Below are 16,847 nucleotides of genomic sequence, written 5' to 3'. Positions count from 1 at the left end.
TCTCCTGGGTCTTCGGATGCGGACTCCTCCCGGGGGGTTGCGAGGGAGCGTCGCGACGCCGCGGAGGTCCATCAGACCTCCCCTTGTGCGTACTCGGGTTCCGCGTCGTCGTCACGTGCCTGGAGCGTTCCACGCTGGAATCCGGCGAGCGAGGAGGCCGCGCGCTCGGCCGTGAAGTCGTCGGCGTCGCCGTCCGGGCAGGGTCCCGCCTCCTCCTTCAGCTCGGCGGCCAGGCTGGTCTGCGGGATCCGGCGGGGCAACGGCGTCAGGCCGCCCTCCTTCCCGGCCAGGCGCTTCCTGGCGGCGGCCGACCGCGCCCCGTTCCCGTCCTCGACGGCGTCGGCGGCCCGGCCGTGTGCGGCCGGGGGTTCGGCCGGCTCCAGGTCCGCGCCCGGGTCCGGGGCCGAGTCCAGGTCCGCGCCCGGGTCCGGGGCCGAGTCCGGCCGTACGGGCTCGGCGGCGGCGACCCTGGCCGCCACCAGGGAGTTCCGCACCGGCGGTGGCGTCGTGTCGGTGCCGTCCTCGTCGGGAAAGGGGGCCTCGCGCACCACGATCTCGTCCGGGACCAGCACGATCGCGGTGGTGCCGCCGTAGGGCGAGGCGCGCAGGGTGACGGTGATGCCGTGGCGGGTGGCGAGCCGGGCGATGACGAACATGCCGAGCCGGAGGTCGTCGGCGAGCGCCACCACGTCGAACTGCGGGGCCACCGCCAGCTGGGCGTTGAACGCGGCGTAGTCCTCCTCGGACATGCCGAGTCCCCGGTCCTCGACTTCGAGGGCGAGGCCCTTGGCCACGTTCGCGGCGCGGACGCTGACCGGGCTGGGCGCGGGCGAGTAGGAGGTCGCGTTGTCGATGAGCTCGGCGAGGAGGTGGATCACGTCGGCCACGGCCGGCGGGGCGATCCACGTGTCGTCGTCGGTGTGCACCTCCACCCGCCGGTACTCGGCGACCTCGCCGACGGCGCTGCGCAGGATGTCGATCAGTGCGACGGGCTCGGCCCAGCTGCGGCCGGGCCGCTCGCCGCTGATGATGACCAGGTTCTCCTCGTAGCGGCGCAGCTGGCTCGCGGTGGAGTCCAGCTCGTACAGGCCCTTGAGGATCTCCGGGTCCTGGTGCCGGCGCTCCAGCTCGTCCAGCTTGGTGAGCTGGAGGTTGACCAGGTTCTGGCTCTGCCGGGCGATGCCGAGGATGACCCGCTGGAAGCCGCGCCGGGTGTCGGCGAGTTCCACGGCGGTGTGCACGGCCGTGCGCTGGGCGGCGTTGAACGCCTTGGCGACCTGGCCGAGTTCGTCGGTGCCGTAGTCGAGAGGGGCCGCGGCGGCGTCCACGTCGACCTTCTCTCCCCGGTCGAGGCGGGCCACGACGTCGGGCAGCCGCTCCTCGGCGAGGCTGAGGGTGGCGGTCCTGAGGCCGGTCAGCCGGTCGGACAGCGAGCGGGTGATGCGCCAGGACATCACGACGCACAGCAGCAGCGCGGCGAGACCGCCGGCGCTCAGGGAGCCGGCCTTGATCAGCAGACCGCGCGCCTCCTCGCCACTGCGGTCCAGCAGTGCCGTGGTCTGCTCCCGGATCAGCTTCTCGTACTGCATGGACAGCTTGGTCATGGCGGCGTCCCAGCGTGCCTGGGCCTGAGGGAGCGCGGTCGTGCGGGACGCGCCGCTGCCCGTCGCGCGGGCCGAGAGGACCTGGTCCTCCACGGTTTGCAGCGTCTGCCAGTCCTCGCCCTGGACGATCCGCTCGACCTCGGTCTTCACCGCGCCCTCCAGCGAGGGGACGAGCTGGTTGTCGACGAGCCAGCGCCGGGCGTTGACCACCTGGGCGAAGCGCTCCCGGGTCGCCTCGTCGAGCCGGCCGGCCGGCCAGTTGAGGGTGAGGATCGCGTCCCCCTGGGACACCAGCTCCGCCGCCTGTTCGAGGGTGACGAGCGGGCCGGCCTGCGAGGTGAGGTCGCCGTCGTCGACCTGGGAGAGCTCCTGGAAGGCGTGGACCTGGCCGTCGATGATCTCCGTGTACTGGTCCAGGATCTGCTCGGGGGTGATGTCGGTGGGGCTGTCCACCTGGTCGCGGTAGTACTCCAGGCTGCCGGAGCCGGCCATCACCGAGTACAGCTGCTCACCGATGCGGTCGGGGGCCTCGTCGATCGCGTCCGCGCGTCCGGCCAGCTTCGCGACCGCCGCGTCGGTCTGCCTGCGCTGCTCCTCCAGGGGCCCCATGGAACTGCCGCGGGCCGCCATGTAGGCGGCGGAGAGGGCGCGCTCGCGCTGCAGGGCGAGGGTCGCTTCGGTCCCCATGGCGCCGGTGGACTTGCTCAGTCCGGTCTGCGCGCGCAGTCGCAGTCCCTCCGAGAACATCTGTGTCGTCGTCATGGCCCAGCTCGCGGTGAGCGTGACGCTGGGGATCAGAGCCAGCAGGATCAGCGAGAGACGTATGGAGCCGAGGCGGCGCCGGGCGCCGGTCCGTGGGGGCATCGTCGTCCTTGGGCGGTTGCGGGGAGCGGAAGGGGATCCGGGGTGGGGAGACAGGGGTCCGCGGATGGCGGGTGGACACCTGTCAGTACGGCGCGCAGGGGATGTGCAGGATGTTATCCGCACAAGTGGGGGCACGTGTCAGGGGTGGTCGGAAGTTTGGCGTCGCCGTTACACGACCGTTCCGGATGCTTGGGTTCCAGCGTGCGGTCATGCCCGAACGCAGGGTTCCGCTCGCCTGTTCACGGCCGCTCGCAGGGCGCGGGCCGCCGGGGACCGCACGCGGCACGTCAACGGGTCCCGTTCTCCGCGAACTTTTCGATCCCCGCGATGTTCTTCTTGGTCACGAACGCGGGACCGGTGAGCACGGGCTCCACTCCGCCGCCGCTGATGTTGCCGTTGGTGTGGTGGAGCCAGAGCCCGTCGACGGCGAGATAGCCCTGGAGGTAGGGCTGCTGGTCCACGGCGAACTGCACCGCGCCGCTCTTCACGGCCTTGACCAGGTCCGTGTTGAGGTCGAAGGTCGCGACCTGGGCCTTGCTGCCCGAGTCCTTCACCGACTCCACGGCGGCGAGCGCGTACTGCGCGCCGAGCGTCACGACCTCGTCGATCGTGGGGTCCTGGCGCAGCTTCGCGGCGATCGAGGCGGTCACCGCGTCCATGTCGGTGCCGTCGACGTAGAGGTTCTCGGTCTGGCCGCCGAAGGTCTTCCGCACTCCGGCGCAGCGGGCTTCGATGGCGACGTTGCCGCGTTCGTGGATGACGCACAGCGCGTGCCCGGCGTCGCGGGCGTCCAGTTCGTTGCCGAGGGCCCGGCCCGCGACGCTCTCGTCCTGACCGAAGTAGCTCAGCAGGCCCTGCGCCTGCCAGGCGTCGATGCCGGAGTTGAGGGCCACGACGGGTATGCCGGCCGCGCGGGCCTCGGCGACCGCGCCCCGCATCGCCTGCGGCTTGGCCAGGGTCACCGCGATGCCGTCGGCCTCCTCGGCGATCGCGTCCCGCACGAGCTTCGCCTGTCCCTCGGGGTCGGGATCGCTGACGAAGGTCAGATCGATGCCGTCCTTGGCGGCCGCGACCTCGGCGCCCTTGCGCACCAGGTCCCAGAACTCGTCCCCCTCGGCGCCGTGTGCGATCAGCGCGACCTTCATCCCGGCGCCCGAGGCACCGCTGTCCACGTCGGAGCCCGGTCCGCCGAAGACGGAGCAGCCGACGACGGTCAGGCAGACCGCGGCGGCGAGCGCCGTGGCACGGAAGGCGGTGAAGACCCTGTGGGGCGCGGGTGGTGGGTTCATGAGGGTGCGGCACCTCGCTGTGCGACCGGCGTGTGAGGTCAGGGGAGGCGAAGTCACCGCGATCACCGCGATGACGTGCGATGACTGGCTCACTTTCGCTGGGCGGAGCCAATCGCGTGTGACGCCAGGTAGTCAAGTGAACAACAGAATCGATGTATTGCTGTGACAGCCCGGCGCTGACCTGCGCACACGTGTCAACGGCCGCGGCTCGCCGCGCGCATCACACCGCCCCGCATCCAAGGTCGGCTTTCGGCCATCTGCGGCCTACCCTCGAACTTCCCCGCACCTCGCGGAAAATCGCGCCGAAGGACGGCAACCTCCGCACGTCCGGTGGCGACTGCTGGGCTGACGGACCATCCCCCCGCACGGAACGGAAGCGACGCGTGAGCGAAAACCGCAGCAAGGCCCGCCACCGCAGAAGGAAGACCGCACTCGTGGCCGGTGTCCCCCTGTCCCTGGCCGCCGCCGGAACCATGGCCTACGGCACGGTCGTCGGCGTCTTCGGCGAGGACGCCGTGTCCCGGGCCGCGGCAGCCGGCCCGGCCTGGGCCGCCGAGACCGCCGACGGGTTCGCCTCCGTCAACGCCCTCGGCCAGAACGGGACCTACGGCGGCCGGGGCGGCAAGACCGTCACCGTGCGGACCCTCGCCGACCTGGAGAAGTACGCGACCGCCGCCGAGCCGTACGTCATCGTCGTCGCCGCGACGATCAACATGAACCCGGTGGGCAAGGAGATCAAGGTCGCCTCGGACAAGACGATCGTCGGCTCCGGCACCTCGGGGCACATCGTCGGCGGGGGCTTCTTCCTCGGCTCGGGCGTCCACAACGTCATCATCCGCAACCTGACGATCCGTGACTCCTACCAGGGCACCTGGAACGACAAGGACCACGACTTCGACGCGATCCAGATGGACGGCGCCCACCACGTCTGGATCGACCACAACGACCTGCGGCACATGGCGGACGGCCTCATCGACAGCCGCAAGGACACCACCTACGTCACCGTGTCCTGGAACAAGCTGAGCCAGAACAACAAGACCTTCGGCATCGGCTGGACCACGAACACCACCGCCGACCTGACGATCCACCACAACTGGTTCCGTGAGACCGAGCAGCGCAACCCGTCCACCGACAACGTGGCCCACGCGCACCTGTACAACAACTTCCTGGAGGACGTGTCCGGCACGGGCATCGCCTCGTCGTACGGCAACTACGCGCGTGGCAACACCAGGATGGTCCTGGAGAACAGCTACTTCCAGGGCATGAGGAACCCGGTCACCAAGGACTCCACGGCCGCCGTGGTCCAGCGCGGCAACGTCTTCTCCGGCACCTCCGGCCGCAACGAGAGCGGCGGCACTGCCTTCGACCCCAAGAAGTACTACAGCTACACCCTGGACAGGGCGGCCGATGTGCCCTCCCTGCTCAAGTCCGGTGCAGGCCCGAGGAGTTCGATCGGTACGACGACCACGGCCAAGGCCAGGGCCGCGGCGGCCACCACCCTCACGGTAGCCAAGGACGGCAGCGGTCAGTACACCAGCGTGCAGAGGGCCGTCGACGCCGTGCCCGCGAACAACACGTCACGGGTCGTCATCTCGGTCAAGCCGGGTACCTACCGGGAGGTCGTCAAGGTCCCGTCCAACAAGCCGCATGTCACCATCCAGGGCTCGGGCGGCAGCCGCAAGGACACCACGATCGTGTACGGCAACGCGGCCGGGATGCGGAAGCCGGACGGCTCCGGCACCTACGGCACGCCCGGCAGCGCCACCATGTCCATCCAGTCCGACGACTCCCAGGTCCGCAACCTGACCGTCACCAACGACTTCGACGAGAAGGCCAACCAGTCCCTCTCCGGCCACCAGGCGGTCGCACTGCTGACCCGGGCCGACCGGATCGTCCTCGACGGGGTCATCGTCAACGGCGACCAGGACACCCTGCAACTGGAGACCGCCGCCAAGGACAAACTCGGCCGGGTCTACGTCACCAACTCCTACGTCACGGGCAACGTCGACTTCATCTTCGGCCGGGCCACGGTGGTCGTCGACAAGTCGGTCATCACCCTGAAGAAGCGCTGGAACGGCACCTCCGCCGGGTACGTCACCGCGCCGAGCACGCCCGCGAACCGCAAGGGCATCCTGATCAACCGGTCCACCGTCAACGGTGACGTGTCCGCCGGCAGCTTCTTCCTCGGCCGCAACTGGCACCCCGGCGGCGACACGACCGTCCGCCCGCAGGCCACGGTCCGCAACTCCACCCTCAGCGCCGCGATCAAGTCCACGCCCTGGACCGACATGGGCGGCTTCTCCTGGAAGCAGGACCGCTTCGCCGAGTACGACAACAGGGGCCCGGGGGCGGGCAGCGAGAGCGGCAACCGCCCGATGCTGACGGACGCGCAGGCCGCCGACCAGGAGGTCGCGGACTGGCTGGCCGGCTGGACGCCCGGCGCCTGACGCGTTCCGGTCACCACGACCGACGGTTTTCGGCCTCGCGGACGCACCGCCCCGGTTTCTGTTATCCCGCCCGGGGCCGGTGCGTCTCCTGTTCGTGGCCCCCGCGCGACGCGCGCCCGAGCCACGACACGTACCCGAGACCTGAGGACCCCCGACGTGACAGCACAGATCAGCCGCCGGAGCATGCTGAAGATCGCCGGAACCGCCGCGGGCGCGGCGGGGACCGGCGTCGGCACAGGCATGGCGGCGACGCCGGCCTCGGCGGCGGGCGGCGCCTACCCGCATCCCGGTCTGCTCCACACCAAGGCGGACCTGGCCCGCATGGCGGCCAAGGTGAAGGCGGGCGCCGAGCCCTACACGGCGGGCTTCGCCAAGCTGACCGCCAACCGGCACGCCCGCAGCGACTACAGGGCCAACCCGCAGGCGACCGTGGTCCGGGGAGGCACCGGACAGAACTACGCGACCCTGTACAACGACATCCACGCCGCCTACCAGAATGCCCTGCGCTTCCACGTCACCGGCGACGGCGCGCACGCCGACACGGCCGTCGCGATCCTCAACGCCTGGTCCGCGAAGCTCACTTCACTGACGGGCAACGCCGACCGCTTCCTGGCCGCCGGCCTGTACGGCTACCAGATCGCCAACGCCGCAGAACTCGTCCGCGACCACGACGGCTTCGAGCTCGACCGCTTCCAGGAGATGCTGACCACCGTCTTCGCCCCGCTCAGCGACGACTTCCTGGTCAGGCACAACGGCGCCGTCATCACCAACTACTGGACCAACTGGGACCTCACCGCCATGGCCTGCGTCCTGGCCACCGGCATCTTCTGCGACGACCGGACCCAAGTTGCCCGCGCCGTCGACTACTTCAAGAACGGCGAGGGTCTGGGCGCCGTCAAGAAAGCCATCCCGGTCGTCCACGACGACGGTCTCGGCGAGTGGCTGGAGGCCGGCCGCGACCAGGGCCACGCGCTGCTCGGCGTCGGCCTCATGGGCACCTTCTGCGAGATGGCCTGGAACCAGGGCATCGACCTGTACGGCTACGACGACAACCGCTTCCTCAAGGGCGCCCAGTACGTGGCCAAGTGGAGCCTGGGCGGCAAGGTGGCCTACACGGCCAACACCCGCGCGAAGGGCGCCGTCAACGGCTGGTCCGGCAGGGAGGCCGCGTCCGACGCGGCCTCCGTCAACCCGGACATGACGCGCCCCATCTGGGCCATGATCGCCAATCACTACACCAAGCGCCGGGGCCTCGACGCCTCGCACGTCACCCGCATCGCGGCCAGGTCCGCGCCCGAGGGCGGCGGCGGCGACTACGGCCCCAACAGCGGCGGCTACGACCAGCTCGGCTACGGCACACTGGCGTTCACCCGGGACAAGGCGACGGCGGCCGAGGCGGGCGCGCCGCCGGCCGCGCCCGACGTCGCGTCCCACTCGGGCACCGGCAGCGGTTCCGGGTCCGGCTCCGGCTCGAAGAAGGGGGCCTCGGAGGCCTCCCCCGCCGCCTCCGCGAACCCCCAGGGCGGGCGGGGCGAGGACCTGGCCGCCACCGGCACCTCCGACATCCCGGCCTGGACCGCCGCGGGCGGAGTCACGGCCCTCGCGGGCGGCCTGCTCCTGCTGCGCCGCCGCAACCGCCCGGGCGGCCGGCCGGAGAACTGACAGACGCGCAACGTCCTCGCAACCTGGCAAGGCGTTCACTACGGCCATGGATGTGGTCCCGCGCGTAGAGCTGACCCCCACGGCCGCCGATCTCGTACGGCGGCTGCGGGCGGCCCACGGCCCGTTGATGTTCCACCAGTCGGGCGGCTGCTGCGACGGCAGCGCCCCCATGTGCTACCCGGACGGCGAGTTCCGTACGGGAGACTCGGACGTCCTCCTCGCGGAGCTGAGCGTCGACGGCGTCGACGAAGCGGTCGGGTTCTGGATGTCCCGCGGCCAGTACGAGGTGTGGAGCCACACCCGGCTGATCGTCGACGTCGTCCCGGGCCGGGGCAGCGGTTTCTCCCTGGAGGCACCCGAAGGGGTGCGTTTCCTCATCCGTTCCCGGGTCGTGGAGGCCGGGCAGCCGCCCGGCCGGTAGTCGTCTCGTGCACTTCCCCCGAGTCCCGGAACGGTCGACGAGCCATCACCATCCGAGCGCCCCGTGCCGAACGGCATCGGCGTGTTCACGAGGCCGTGACGGCGCACGGGGTCACGGTTTCAGGCCGCTGACGATGTCCGCCGTCGCCGTGAGGCCGTGGTGAATGGTCGGCGCGAGGCCCGTACCGGCCATGTAGAAGCCGAGCAGGACGCAGACGGCGGCGTGCGAGAACTTCAGCGCCCCGTTGCGCATGAAGACCACCGTCAGGATCACGAGCAGCAGCACCACAGAGATGGAAATGGCCATCGTCAACCTCCTCCGCCACGCCGACTTCGCGGCATTCGGCCGCAAGTGTGGCGTAGCGGAGGGTTCGTCCGTGCGGCTGACGTGTCGGCCGAACGTGTGATGTCGGACGGGCGATGTCGCCACGTGCGGTCTCGCACAGCGCGTGGTCACACCGACCGGTCGCTGTCCAGGAACGCTGCGAGGCCCGCGAGATCGCCCGTCGAGGTCCCGAGCCGCGCAAGCAGCCGGTGCGGGCCAGGAGTCGGCCGGACCACCGCCCTCGGTTCTCCCCGGGGCGCACGGGGCGCACGGGGCGCACGGGGCGCACGGGAAAGCCCACCCCAGGTGGGGCGGGCTTTCCCGGCGGTTTCCCGGCCGTCGGTCACGGGGCCTGGAGATCGACCAGTTCGGCCAACGCCTCCCGGTGGGCGCCCGCCGTGCCGTAGGCGATCGAGTCGGCCTTCGCCCGCTTCAGGTACAGGTGGACCGGGTGCTCCCAGGTCATGCCGATCCCGCCGTGCAGTTGCAGCGCCTCCTCGGCCGCGTGCACGGCCACCGGCGCCGCGAACGCCTGGGCGACGGCCACCGCCAGGTCGGCGTCGTCGCTGCCGGTGGCGAGCGCGTCGGCCGCGTTCCGGGCGGCGGCCCGCAGGTTGACGACCTCCAGCCACAGCTGCGCGAGCCGGTGCTTGAGCGCCTGGAAGCCGCCGACGGGCCGGTTGAACTGCTTGCGCTCCTTGAGATAGCGGACCGTCTCCGTCAACGTCCACTCCGCCAGGCCGAGTTGCTCGGAGGCGAGAAGTCCCGCTCCGGCCCGCAGGGCACGGTGTACGGCGGGTTCCGCGTCGCCGAGGAGGCGGCCCGGCACTCCGTCGAGCACGACCTTCGCCACCGGCCGGGTCAGGTCCAGCGACACCTGTCCGGTGATGGTCGCGGCCGGCGCGTCCACGGCGTACAGGCCCCCGTCGTCGGCGGGCACCAGCAGCACATCGGCGCCTGCCGCATCCGCGATACCGGTCAACTCCCCGTGCAGGACGCCGTCTGCGAACCGTACGGCCTTGTAGGCGCTGCCGGCGGGCAGGTTCAGCGCGACCGCGAGGGCACCGATCCTCCGGCCGGAGGCCAGCTCGGCGAGCAGGTCGCCGGCCTCGCCGGCCAGCAGGGCCTCGGTGGCGACGACGGCACTCGTCAGGAACGGCACCGGGGCGACGGCACGTCCCAACTCCTCCAGGACCACGGCGGCTTCGCGGTGCGTGGCCCCCTGGCCGCCCAGTTCCTCGGGGACGAGCAGCCCGGCGAGGCCCATGCCGTCGGCGAGGAGCTTCCACAGTTCGCGGTCGTGCGGAGCGTCCGACTCGACGCGCGCGATCACTCGCACCGCTTCACAGTGGTCGGTCAGCAGGTCACGGACGGCGGCGCGGAGGGCCTCTTCCTCCTCCGAGTACAGCAGGTCGGGCTGTGTGCGCCGTGTTGTCATCGGGACAGGTCCTTCCAGGCGACGTCCTTGTCGGTGCGCGGCTCGGCGGGCAGGCCCAGGACGCGCTCGGCGACGATGTTCAACAGGACCTCGGTGGTCCCGCCCTCGATGCTGTTGCCCTTGGAGCGGAGGTAGCGGTAGCCGGCGTCGCGTCCGACGAAGTCGACCAGCTCAGGGCGCCGCATGGTCCAGTCGTCGTACAACAGGCCTTCCTCCCCCCGGAGTTCGACCTCCAGGCCGCTGATCTCCTGGTTGAGGCGGGCGAAGGCGAGCTTCATGCCGGCACCCTCGGGGCCGGGATGTCCGGCGACGAGCTGCTGGCGCAGCCGCTCCGCCGTGAGCCGGGCGGCCTCGGCCTCGACCCACAGCTTCAGCAGCCGCTGGTGGAGGTCGTGGGTGCGCAGTCCGGGGCGTTCGCGCCAGGTCTCGGAGACCGGGCCGATCATGCCGCCCTCGCGGGGCAGCCGCATGCCGCCGATGGCGACGCGTTCGTTGTTCAGGGTGGTCTGCGCGACCTTCCAGCCGTCGCCGACCTCGCCGAGGCGGCGCGCGTCCGGGATGCGGACGTCGGTGATGAACACCTCGTTGAACTCGGCCTCGCCGGTGACCTGGCGCAGCGGCCGGACCTCGACGCCCGGGTCGGTCATGTCACAGACGAAGTAGGTGATGCCGCGGTGCTTGGGCACGTCCGGGTCGGTGCGGGCGATGAGGATGGCCCAACGGGCGATGTGGGCGCTGGACGTCCACACCTTCTGCCCGTCGACCACCCAGTCCCCCCGTCCTCACGCACGGCGCGCGTGCCCAGCGCGGCGAGGTCGGAGCCGGCTCCGGGCTCGCTGAAGAGCTGGCACCAGACCTCCTCGCCGGTCCACAGCGGTCGCAGGTACCGGCGCTTCTGCTCCTCCGTGCCGTAGGCGAGGATCGTGGGCGCGGCCATGCCGAGGCCGATGCCGATGCGCCGCGGGTCGTTGTCGGGGGCGCCGGCCGCCTCCAACTCGGCGTCCACGACGGCCTGGAGGGAGCGCGGGGCGCCGAGGCCGCCGAGCCCTTCGGGGTAGTGCACCCAGGCGAGGCCCGCGTCGAAACGGGCGCGCAGGAAGTCCGTGCGGTCGGTGTCGGCCGGCGGGTGCGCGGCCAGCAACTCGGCCGTGCGGCGGCGCAGTTCCGTCGCGTCGGTCATGCCGCTCCTCCTTCGGTGTGCCCGGGAAGCACGACGACGCGACCCGTGGTGACGCCGTCCGCGACCCGCTGCACGGCGGCAGCGGCCCCGCCGAGCGGCGCGCGCTCGCTCACCAGCGGCTTGACGACGCCCCGGGCCGCCAGTTCGGTGAGCTGCTCGTGGCAGTGCTGGACCAGCTTCGGGTTCCTGGTGTTGTACAGGCCCCAGTGCAGGCCGAGGATCGAGTAGTTCTTGACGAGGGCGTGGTTGAGGCCGGGGCTGGGGATCGTCCCACTGGCGAAGCCGACGACCACGATCCGCCCTTCGAAGGCGACGACCTTGGTCGACTGCGTGTAGGCGTCGCCGCCCACCGGGTCGTAGACCACATCCGCGCCCCGGCCTCCGGTGGCTTCCTTCACGGCGGAGACGACGTCCTCGCTCCGCCGGTCGACCACCACGTCACAGCCCAGCTCCCGGGCCACGGCGGCCTTGCCGGCGCCGCCCACGACACCGATGACCGTCGCCCCGGCCGCCTTGCCGAGCTGCACGGCCGCGCTGCCGACCCCTCCTGCGGCAGCGTGGACGAGCAGGGTCTCCCCCGCTTCGAGGCGGGCCCGGCGGTGGAGGCCGAACCAGCCCGTCTGGTAGCCGATGTGCAGGGCCGCTGCCTCGGCGTCGTCCAGCGCCTCGGGCGCGGGCAGGAGAGAGGCGGCGTCGGCGACCGCGTACTCGGCGAGACCGCCGTACGGCAGCGCGGGGTTGGCGATGACCCGGCGGCCGTCCTCGGTCTCACCGCAGATCTCCACGCCCGGGGTGAACGGGAGCGGCGGCCTGACCTGGTAGTGGCCCCGGCACATCAGCACGTCCGGGAAGTTGATGTTCGCGGCGCGCACCTTCAGCAGGACCTGGCCGTCACCGGGAGTGGGCCGCTCCACGTCCTGGAGCCGCATCACCTCGCTCGGCTCGCCGTTCTCGTGCACTTGCCATGCCTGCATGCGGTGCCTCCACGGGACTTCTCCGTCGGACCGGGGTCGACTGTTCGAGTGCATACTAAGCGGTCGCTTGCTCTCCGGGGAACAGTAGCGCGCGTCACGAACGCGTGGGCTTGGCCCGTACGTGCATCCGCTCCCCCTGGGGCCCGAACAGACTGAGGAACTCCACCGGCCCCTCCCCCGTCGACCCGAACCAGTGCGGGACCCGGGTGTCGAACTCGGCGGCCTCCCCTGCGACCATCACCAGATCATGCTCGCCGAGCACGACCCGCAGCCTCCCGGACATCACGTACAGCCACTCGTAGCCCTCGTGGGTGCGCGGCTCCGGCTCCTGCTGTCCCTGTTCGACGCGCACCTTGAAGGCCTGGAGGCCGCCCGGCTGCCGGGTGAGCGGCCAGTACGTCCGCCCGTGCCGCACGATCGGCTTCGAGCGGACCCTCGGGTCGCCGACCGGCGGCTCCCCGATCAGCTCGTCCAGGGGCACCTGATGGGCGCGGGCGATCGGCAGCAGCAGCTCCAGGCTGGGCCTGCGCAGCCCCGACTCCAGCCGGGAGAGCGTGCTCACCGAGATGCCCGTCGCCTCCGACAGCCCGGCGAGCGTCGCCCCCCGCTCCTTCCGGATCCGCCGCAGCCGGGGCCCGACCCCGGCGAGCACCTCGTCCGTCCCGCGCGTCTCGTCGCTCATGGCCGTACTCATGTCATCACCCATGCCGGTATTGCAGTTTCGGCAAAGACGTTTGTCAACGCGGGAGTGATCGGGCGACTGTCGTCGTGGAGGTGGTCACCATGACCGAGCAGTACGAAGTGCTCGTCATCGGCGGCGGCGCGGCGGGGCTCTCCGCCGAGCTGAACGAGACCCCGTTCGGCTCGTACCCCGTGGTCGGCCCGACCGGTCTGACCACCGTCCCCGGCGTCTGGGCGGCCGGCAACGCGACGGGCTTCTCCGAACAGGTGATCAACGTGGCGTCCGCGGGCTACCGAGCGGGCGCCACGATCAACGGGGAACTACTGATGACCGACCTGGACACGGCGTGAGCGATCGGCCCGAAGGGCCATCCGTGGGGCACGGGGCTGTGCCGCGTGTGCGGCTACCGCCGCGTGGGCGCGAGCACCTCCCACCCACCGCAGTCGCCCGAACACTCGCGCCCCGACCCGATAGGCGTCCGGCGCCACTGCGTAGGACCATGGCCGCATGCTGTTCGCCCGGCTCGCCCGTGTGTCACGGGAGGTCGCCGCCACGTCGGCACGGTCCCGGAAGGCCGCTCTGCTCGCCGAGCTGTTCCGGGACGCCGAGGCGGCGGACGTGCCGATCGTCATCCCCTGTCTGGCGGGCCGACTGCCACAGGGGCGGCTGGGCGTGGGCTGGAAGGTGCTGGACCAACAGGTCCCTCCGGCCACCGAGCCCACCCTCTCCGTGCGCGAGGTGGACGCCCGGCTGACGGAGATCGGCGGTGTCATCGGCGCCGGTTCGCAGGCCGAACGCCGGCGCCTGGTGGGCGAGCTGCTGGCGGCGGCCACCGAGGACGAGCAGCGCTACCTGTTCGGGCTGCTCACCGGTGAGGTACGGCAGGGTGCGCTGGCCGCGGTGGCCGTGGAAGGGCTGGCCGGGGCCACCGGCGCACCCGCGGCCGACGTACGGCGGGCCGTGATGCTCGCCGGATCGCTCCAGACCGTGGCACGGGCCCTGCTGGCGGAGGGGCCCTCGGCCCTCGAAGGGTTCCGGCTCACCGTCGGGCAGCCCGTGCTGCCGATGCTGGCGCACAGCGCGTCGTCGGTCGCGGAGACCGTGGCGAAGCTGGGCGCGTGCGCGGTCGAGGAGAAGCTGGACGGCATCCGCGTCCAGGTCCACCGCGACGGCGGCGCAGTACGGCTGTACACCCGCACCCTGGACGACATCACCGACCGTTTACCCGAACTCACCGCCGCCGCACAGGAGTTGAACGGCGAGCGGTTCATTCTCGACGGTGAGGTGATCGCCTTCGACGAGAACGGCCGGCCCCGCTCGTTCCAGGAGACCGCCGGGCGGGTCGGCTCGCGGGTGGACGTGGCGACGGCGGCCGGGCAGGTGCCCGTCTCGCCGGTCTTCTTCGACGCGCTGTCCGTGGACGGCCGGGACCTCCTCGACCTGCCCCTCACCGACCGCCACACCGAACTGGCCCGCCTGGTCCCGGAGCCGATGCGGGTCCGGCGCACTTTGCTGGGCGGCCCCGACGACCTGCCCGAGGCGGAGCGGTTCCTCGCGGACACGCTCGCCCGAGGACACGAGGGCGTCGTGGTCAAGGCCCTCGACGCCCCCTACAGCGCGGGCCGGCGTGGAGCCTCCTGGCTGAAGGTCAAGCCCGTGCACACCCTCGACCTGGTGATTCTGGCCGCCGAGTGGGGCCATGGCCGCCGCACGGGCAAGCTGTCCAACCTCCACCTCGGCGCCCGCACCGCCGACGGTTCCTTCGCCATGCTCGGCAAGACCTTCAAGGGCATGACCGACGCGATGCTGACCTGGCAGACCGAACGGCTGACGGAGCTGGCCGTGGCGGACAACGGCTGGGGCGTCACCGTACGCCCCGAACTCGTCGTCGAGATCGCCTACGACGGCCTCCAGCGCTCCACCCGCTACCCGGCCGGCGTCACCCTCCGCTTCGCCCGCGTGATCCGCTACCGCGAGGACAAGTCCCCTGCGCAAGCCGATACGGTCGAGTCCCTGCTCGCGGCCCACCCGGAGGTGACCCGGTGAGCACACCCAGGCGCAGCGCCGGTCTGCTGCTGCACCGCCGCACCGAGCACGGCGTCGAGGTCCTGCTCGGCCACATGGGCGGGCCGTTCTTCGCGCACCGGGACGCGGGCGCCTGGAGCGTGCCCAAGGGCGAGTACGAGCCGGACGAGCCCGCCTGGGAGGCCGCGCGCCGGGAGTTCCAGGAGGAGCTGGGGGTGGCGCCGCCCGACAGGGACGGCGTACCGCTGGGAGAGGTGCGGCAGGCGAACGGCAAACTCGTCACGGCCTGGGCCGTCGAGGCGGACCTCGATCCGGCGACCGTCGTGCCGGGGACGTTCTGGATGGCGTGGCCGCCGAGGTCGGGGCAGGTCCAGGAGTTCCCGGAGCTGGACCGGGTGGAGTGGTTTCCCGTCGAACGGGCCCGCGCCGTGATCGTCCCGGCCCAGGCGGAGTTTCTCGACCGGCTCCTGGAGCACTCGAACTGAGCCCGCGTTGCGGCGTGCGCCGTCGCGCGGGAAGGTCGAAGGACAGCCCACGCAGGAGGTCAACCATGCCCATCGCCACGGTGAACCCGGCGAACGGCGAGACACTGAAGAGGTACGACGCCCTGGGCGAGGAGGATATCGAGCGCCGGCTCGCCACCGCCGACACCACGTTCCGCACCTACCGGACCACGTCCTTCGCGGAACGCGCGCGGCTGCTGCGCAGGGCCGCCGACCTCCTCGACGAGGACACCGAGGACGTCGCCCGGGTGATGACCACCGAGATGGGCAAGCCGGTCAAGCAGGCCCGCGCCGAGGCCGCCAAGTGCGCGAAGGCGATGCGCTGGTACGCCGACCACGCCGAGGTGCTGCTCACCGACGTCGAACCCTCCGACGCGGACGTGAAGGACTCGGGCGCCTCCCGTGTCCTCGTCCGCTACCGCCCCCTCGGCCCCGTGCTCGCCGTGATGCCGTGGAACTTCCCGCTCTGGCAGGTGATCCGCTTCGCCGCGCCCGCGCTGATGGCGGGCAACGTCGGCCTGCTCAAGCACGCCTCCAACGTCCCGCAGACCGCGCTCTACCTGGAGGACCTCTTCCGCCGGGCGGGCTTTCCCGAGGGCTGCTTCCAGACCCTGCTCGTCGGCTCCCGCGCGATCGAGGACATCCTGCGCGACCCGCGCGTGAAGGCCGCCACCCTCACCGGCAGCGAGCCCGCGGGCCGGGCCGTCGCCTCGGTCGCCGGGGACGAGGTCAAGAAGACGGTCCTGGAACTCGGCGGCAGCGATCCGTACATCGTGCTGCCGTCCGCCGACATCGGGAAGGCGGCGGAGACCGCCGTGACGGCCAGGGTGCAGAACACCGGTCAGTCGTGCATCGCCGCCAAGCGGTTCATCGTGCACGCCGACGTGTACGACGCCTTCACCGAGCGTTTCGTGGCGGGCATGCGGGCACTGAGGACCGGCGACCCTCTGGACGAGGACACCGACGTCGGCCCGCTCTCCAGCGAGCAGGGCCGCGAGGACCTGGAGGAGCTGGTCGACGAGGCCGTGGAGAGCGGCGCCACGGTCCTGTGCGGTGCCGAGCGCCCCGACGGGCCCGGCTGGTTCTACCCGCCGACCGTCCTCGCCGACATCACCCCCGAGATGCGCATCCACCGCGAGGAGGCCTTCGGTCCGGTCGCCACGCTGTACCGGGTCGCCGACCTCGACGAAGCGATCGCGATCGCCAACGACACGCCCTTCGGGCTCAGCTCGAACGTGTGGACGCGGGACGCCGACGAGGTCGACCGCTTCGTACGGGACCTCGACACCGGCGCGGTCTACGTCAACGGGATGACCGCCTCCCACCCGGCGTTCCCGTTCGGCGGGGTCAAGCGTTCCGGATACGGGCGTGAGCTGTCCGGACACGGAATCCGGGAGTTCTGCAACATCACCACCGTATGGCACGGGGCGTGAG

12 protein-coding genes and 2 pseudogenes are annotated in these 16,847 nt (G+C 71.5%); 7 read left to right on the top strand and 7 right to left on the bottom strand.

The window, feature by feature from the left end; all coding sequences use genetic code 11:
• Window positions 1-71 precede the first annotated feature (71 nt).
• Both WBG99_RS31445 and WBG99_RS31440 read right to left on the bottom strand, forming a co-directional pair.
• Window positions 72-2,468, bottom strand: coding sequence for a nitrate- and nitrite sensing domain-containing protein (locus WBG99_RS31445; protein WP_338899583.1), 2,397 nt, complete (start codon window positions 2,466-2,468; stop codon window positions 72-74).
• Between the two features lie 287 nt (window positions 2,469-2,755).
• The gene (locus WBG99_RS31440; RefSeq protein ID WP_338899582.1) at window positions 2,756-3,757 is read right to left on the bottom strand and encodes a substrate-binding domain-containing protein; all 1,002 of its coding nucleotides are present in this window, start codon (window positions 3,755-3,757) and stop codon (window positions 2,756-2,758) included.
• A gap of 383 nt (window positions 3,758-4,140) precedes the next feature.
• Between WBG99_RS31440 and WBG99_RS31435 the strand changes: the two genes are divergently transcribed.
• The 3 genes from WBG99_RS31435 to WBG99_RS31425 all read left to right on the top strand — a co-directional run bounded on the left by WBG99_RS31435 (window position 4,141) and on the right by WBG99_RS31425 (window position 8,287).
• A complete protein-coding gene (locus WBG99_RS31435; protein WP_338899581.1) occupies window positions 4,141-6,204 on the top strand; it encodes a pectinesterase family protein in 2,064 nt (687 codons plus the stop codon).
• 183 nt (window positions 6,205-6,387) lie between these two features.
• The gene (locus WBG99_RS31430) at window positions 6,388-7,866 is read left to right on the top strand and encodes an alginate lyase family protein (protein WP_338900543.1); all 1,479 of its coding nucleotides are present in this window, start codon (window positions 6,388-6,390) and stop codon (window positions 7,864-7,866) included.
• A 46-nt stretch (window positions 7,867-7,912) separates the two neighbouring features.
• Window positions 7,913-8,287, top strand: a complete 375-nt coding sequence (locus WBG99_RS31425; protein ID WP_338899580.1) for a DUF779 domain-containing protein — start codon at window positions 7,913-7,915, stop codon at window positions 8,285-8,287.
• A 111-nt stretch (window positions 8,288-8,398) separates the two neighbouring features.
• Here the strand turns inward: WBG99_RS31425 and WBG99_RS31420 are convergent, their stop codons facing one another.
• From WBG99_RS31420 to WBG99_RS31400, 5 genes and pseudogenes are all read right to left on the bottom strand, one after another.
• A complete protein-coding gene (locus WBG99_RS31420) occupies window positions 8,399-8,593 on the bottom strand; it encodes a hypothetical protein (protein ID WP_338899579.1) in 195 nt (64 codons plus the stop codon).
• A gap of 361 nt (window positions 8,594-8,954) precedes the next feature.
• Window positions 8,955-10,049, bottom strand: coding sequence for an acyl-CoA dehydrogenase family protein (locus WBG99_RS31415; RefSeq protein ID WP_338899578.1), 1,095 nt, complete (start codon window positions 10,047-10,049; stop codon window positions 8,955-8,957).
• Window positions 10,046-11,229: pseudogene (locus tag WBG99_RS31410) on the bottom strand (acyl-CoA dehydrogenase family protein). Before WBG99_RS31410 ends, WBG99_RS31415 begins: the two are co-directional and overlap by 4 nt.
• Window positions 11,226-12,203, bottom strand: coding sequence for an NADPH:quinone oxidoreductase family protein (locus WBG99_RS31405; RefSeq protein WP_338899577.1), 978 nt, complete (start codon window positions 12,201-12,203; stop codon window positions 11,226-11,228). The pseudogene WBG99_RS31410 and the gene WBG99_RS31405 overlap by 4 nt, the downstream one beginning before the upstream one ends.
• Before the next feature lie 94 nt (window positions 12,204-12,297).
• A complete protein-coding gene (locus WBG99_RS31400; RefSeq protein ID WP_338899576.1) occupies window positions 12,298-12,909 on the bottom strand; it encodes an XRE family transcriptional regulator in 612 nt (203 codons plus the stop codon).
• A 131-nt stretch (window positions 12,910-13,040) separates the two neighbouring features.
• Between WBG99_RS31400 and WBG99_RS31395 the strand changes: the two are divergent.
• The 4 genes and pseudogenes from WBG99_RS31395 to WBG99_RS31380 all read left to right on the top strand — a co-directional run.
• Window positions 13,041-13,235, top strand: a pseudogene (locus WBG99_RS31395) (thioredoxin reductase); the annotation flags it as partial.
• A 157-nt stretch (window positions 13,236-13,392) separates the two neighbouring features.
• Window positions 13,393-14,931: an ATP-dependent DNA ligase gene (locus tag WBG99_RS31390; RefSeq protein WP_338899575.1), complete on the top strand. Its 1,539-nt coding sequence runs from the start codon at window positions 13,393-13,395 to the stop codon at window positions 14,929-14,931.
• Entirely contained in the window at window positions 14,928-15,395 is a 468-nt protein-coding gene (locus WBG99_RS31385; protein ID WP_338899574.1) for an NUDIX domain-containing protein, read from the top strand. Before WBG99_RS31390 ends, WBG99_RS31385 begins: the two co-directional genes overlap by 4 nt.
• Window positions 15,396-15,460: 65 nt before the next feature.
• On the top strand, window positions 15,461-16,846 hold the full coding sequence (locus WBG99_RS31380; RefSeq protein ID WP_338899572.1) for an NADP-dependent succinic semialdehyde dehydrogenase: 1,386 nt from the start codon (window positions 15,461-15,463) through the stop codon (window positions 16,844-16,846).
• The last annotated feature ends 1 nt before the right edge of the window (window position 16,847 follow it).

It is taken from the genome of Streptomyces sp. TG1A-60 (assembly GCF_037201975.1).
Classification (GTDB): domain Bacteria; phylum Actinomycetota; class Actinomycetes; order Streptomycetales; family Streptomycetaceae; genus Streptomyces.
The sequence above is the reverse complement of the archived record's forward strand: the minus strand, read 5'-3'. Positions and strand labels throughout refer to the sequence as shown.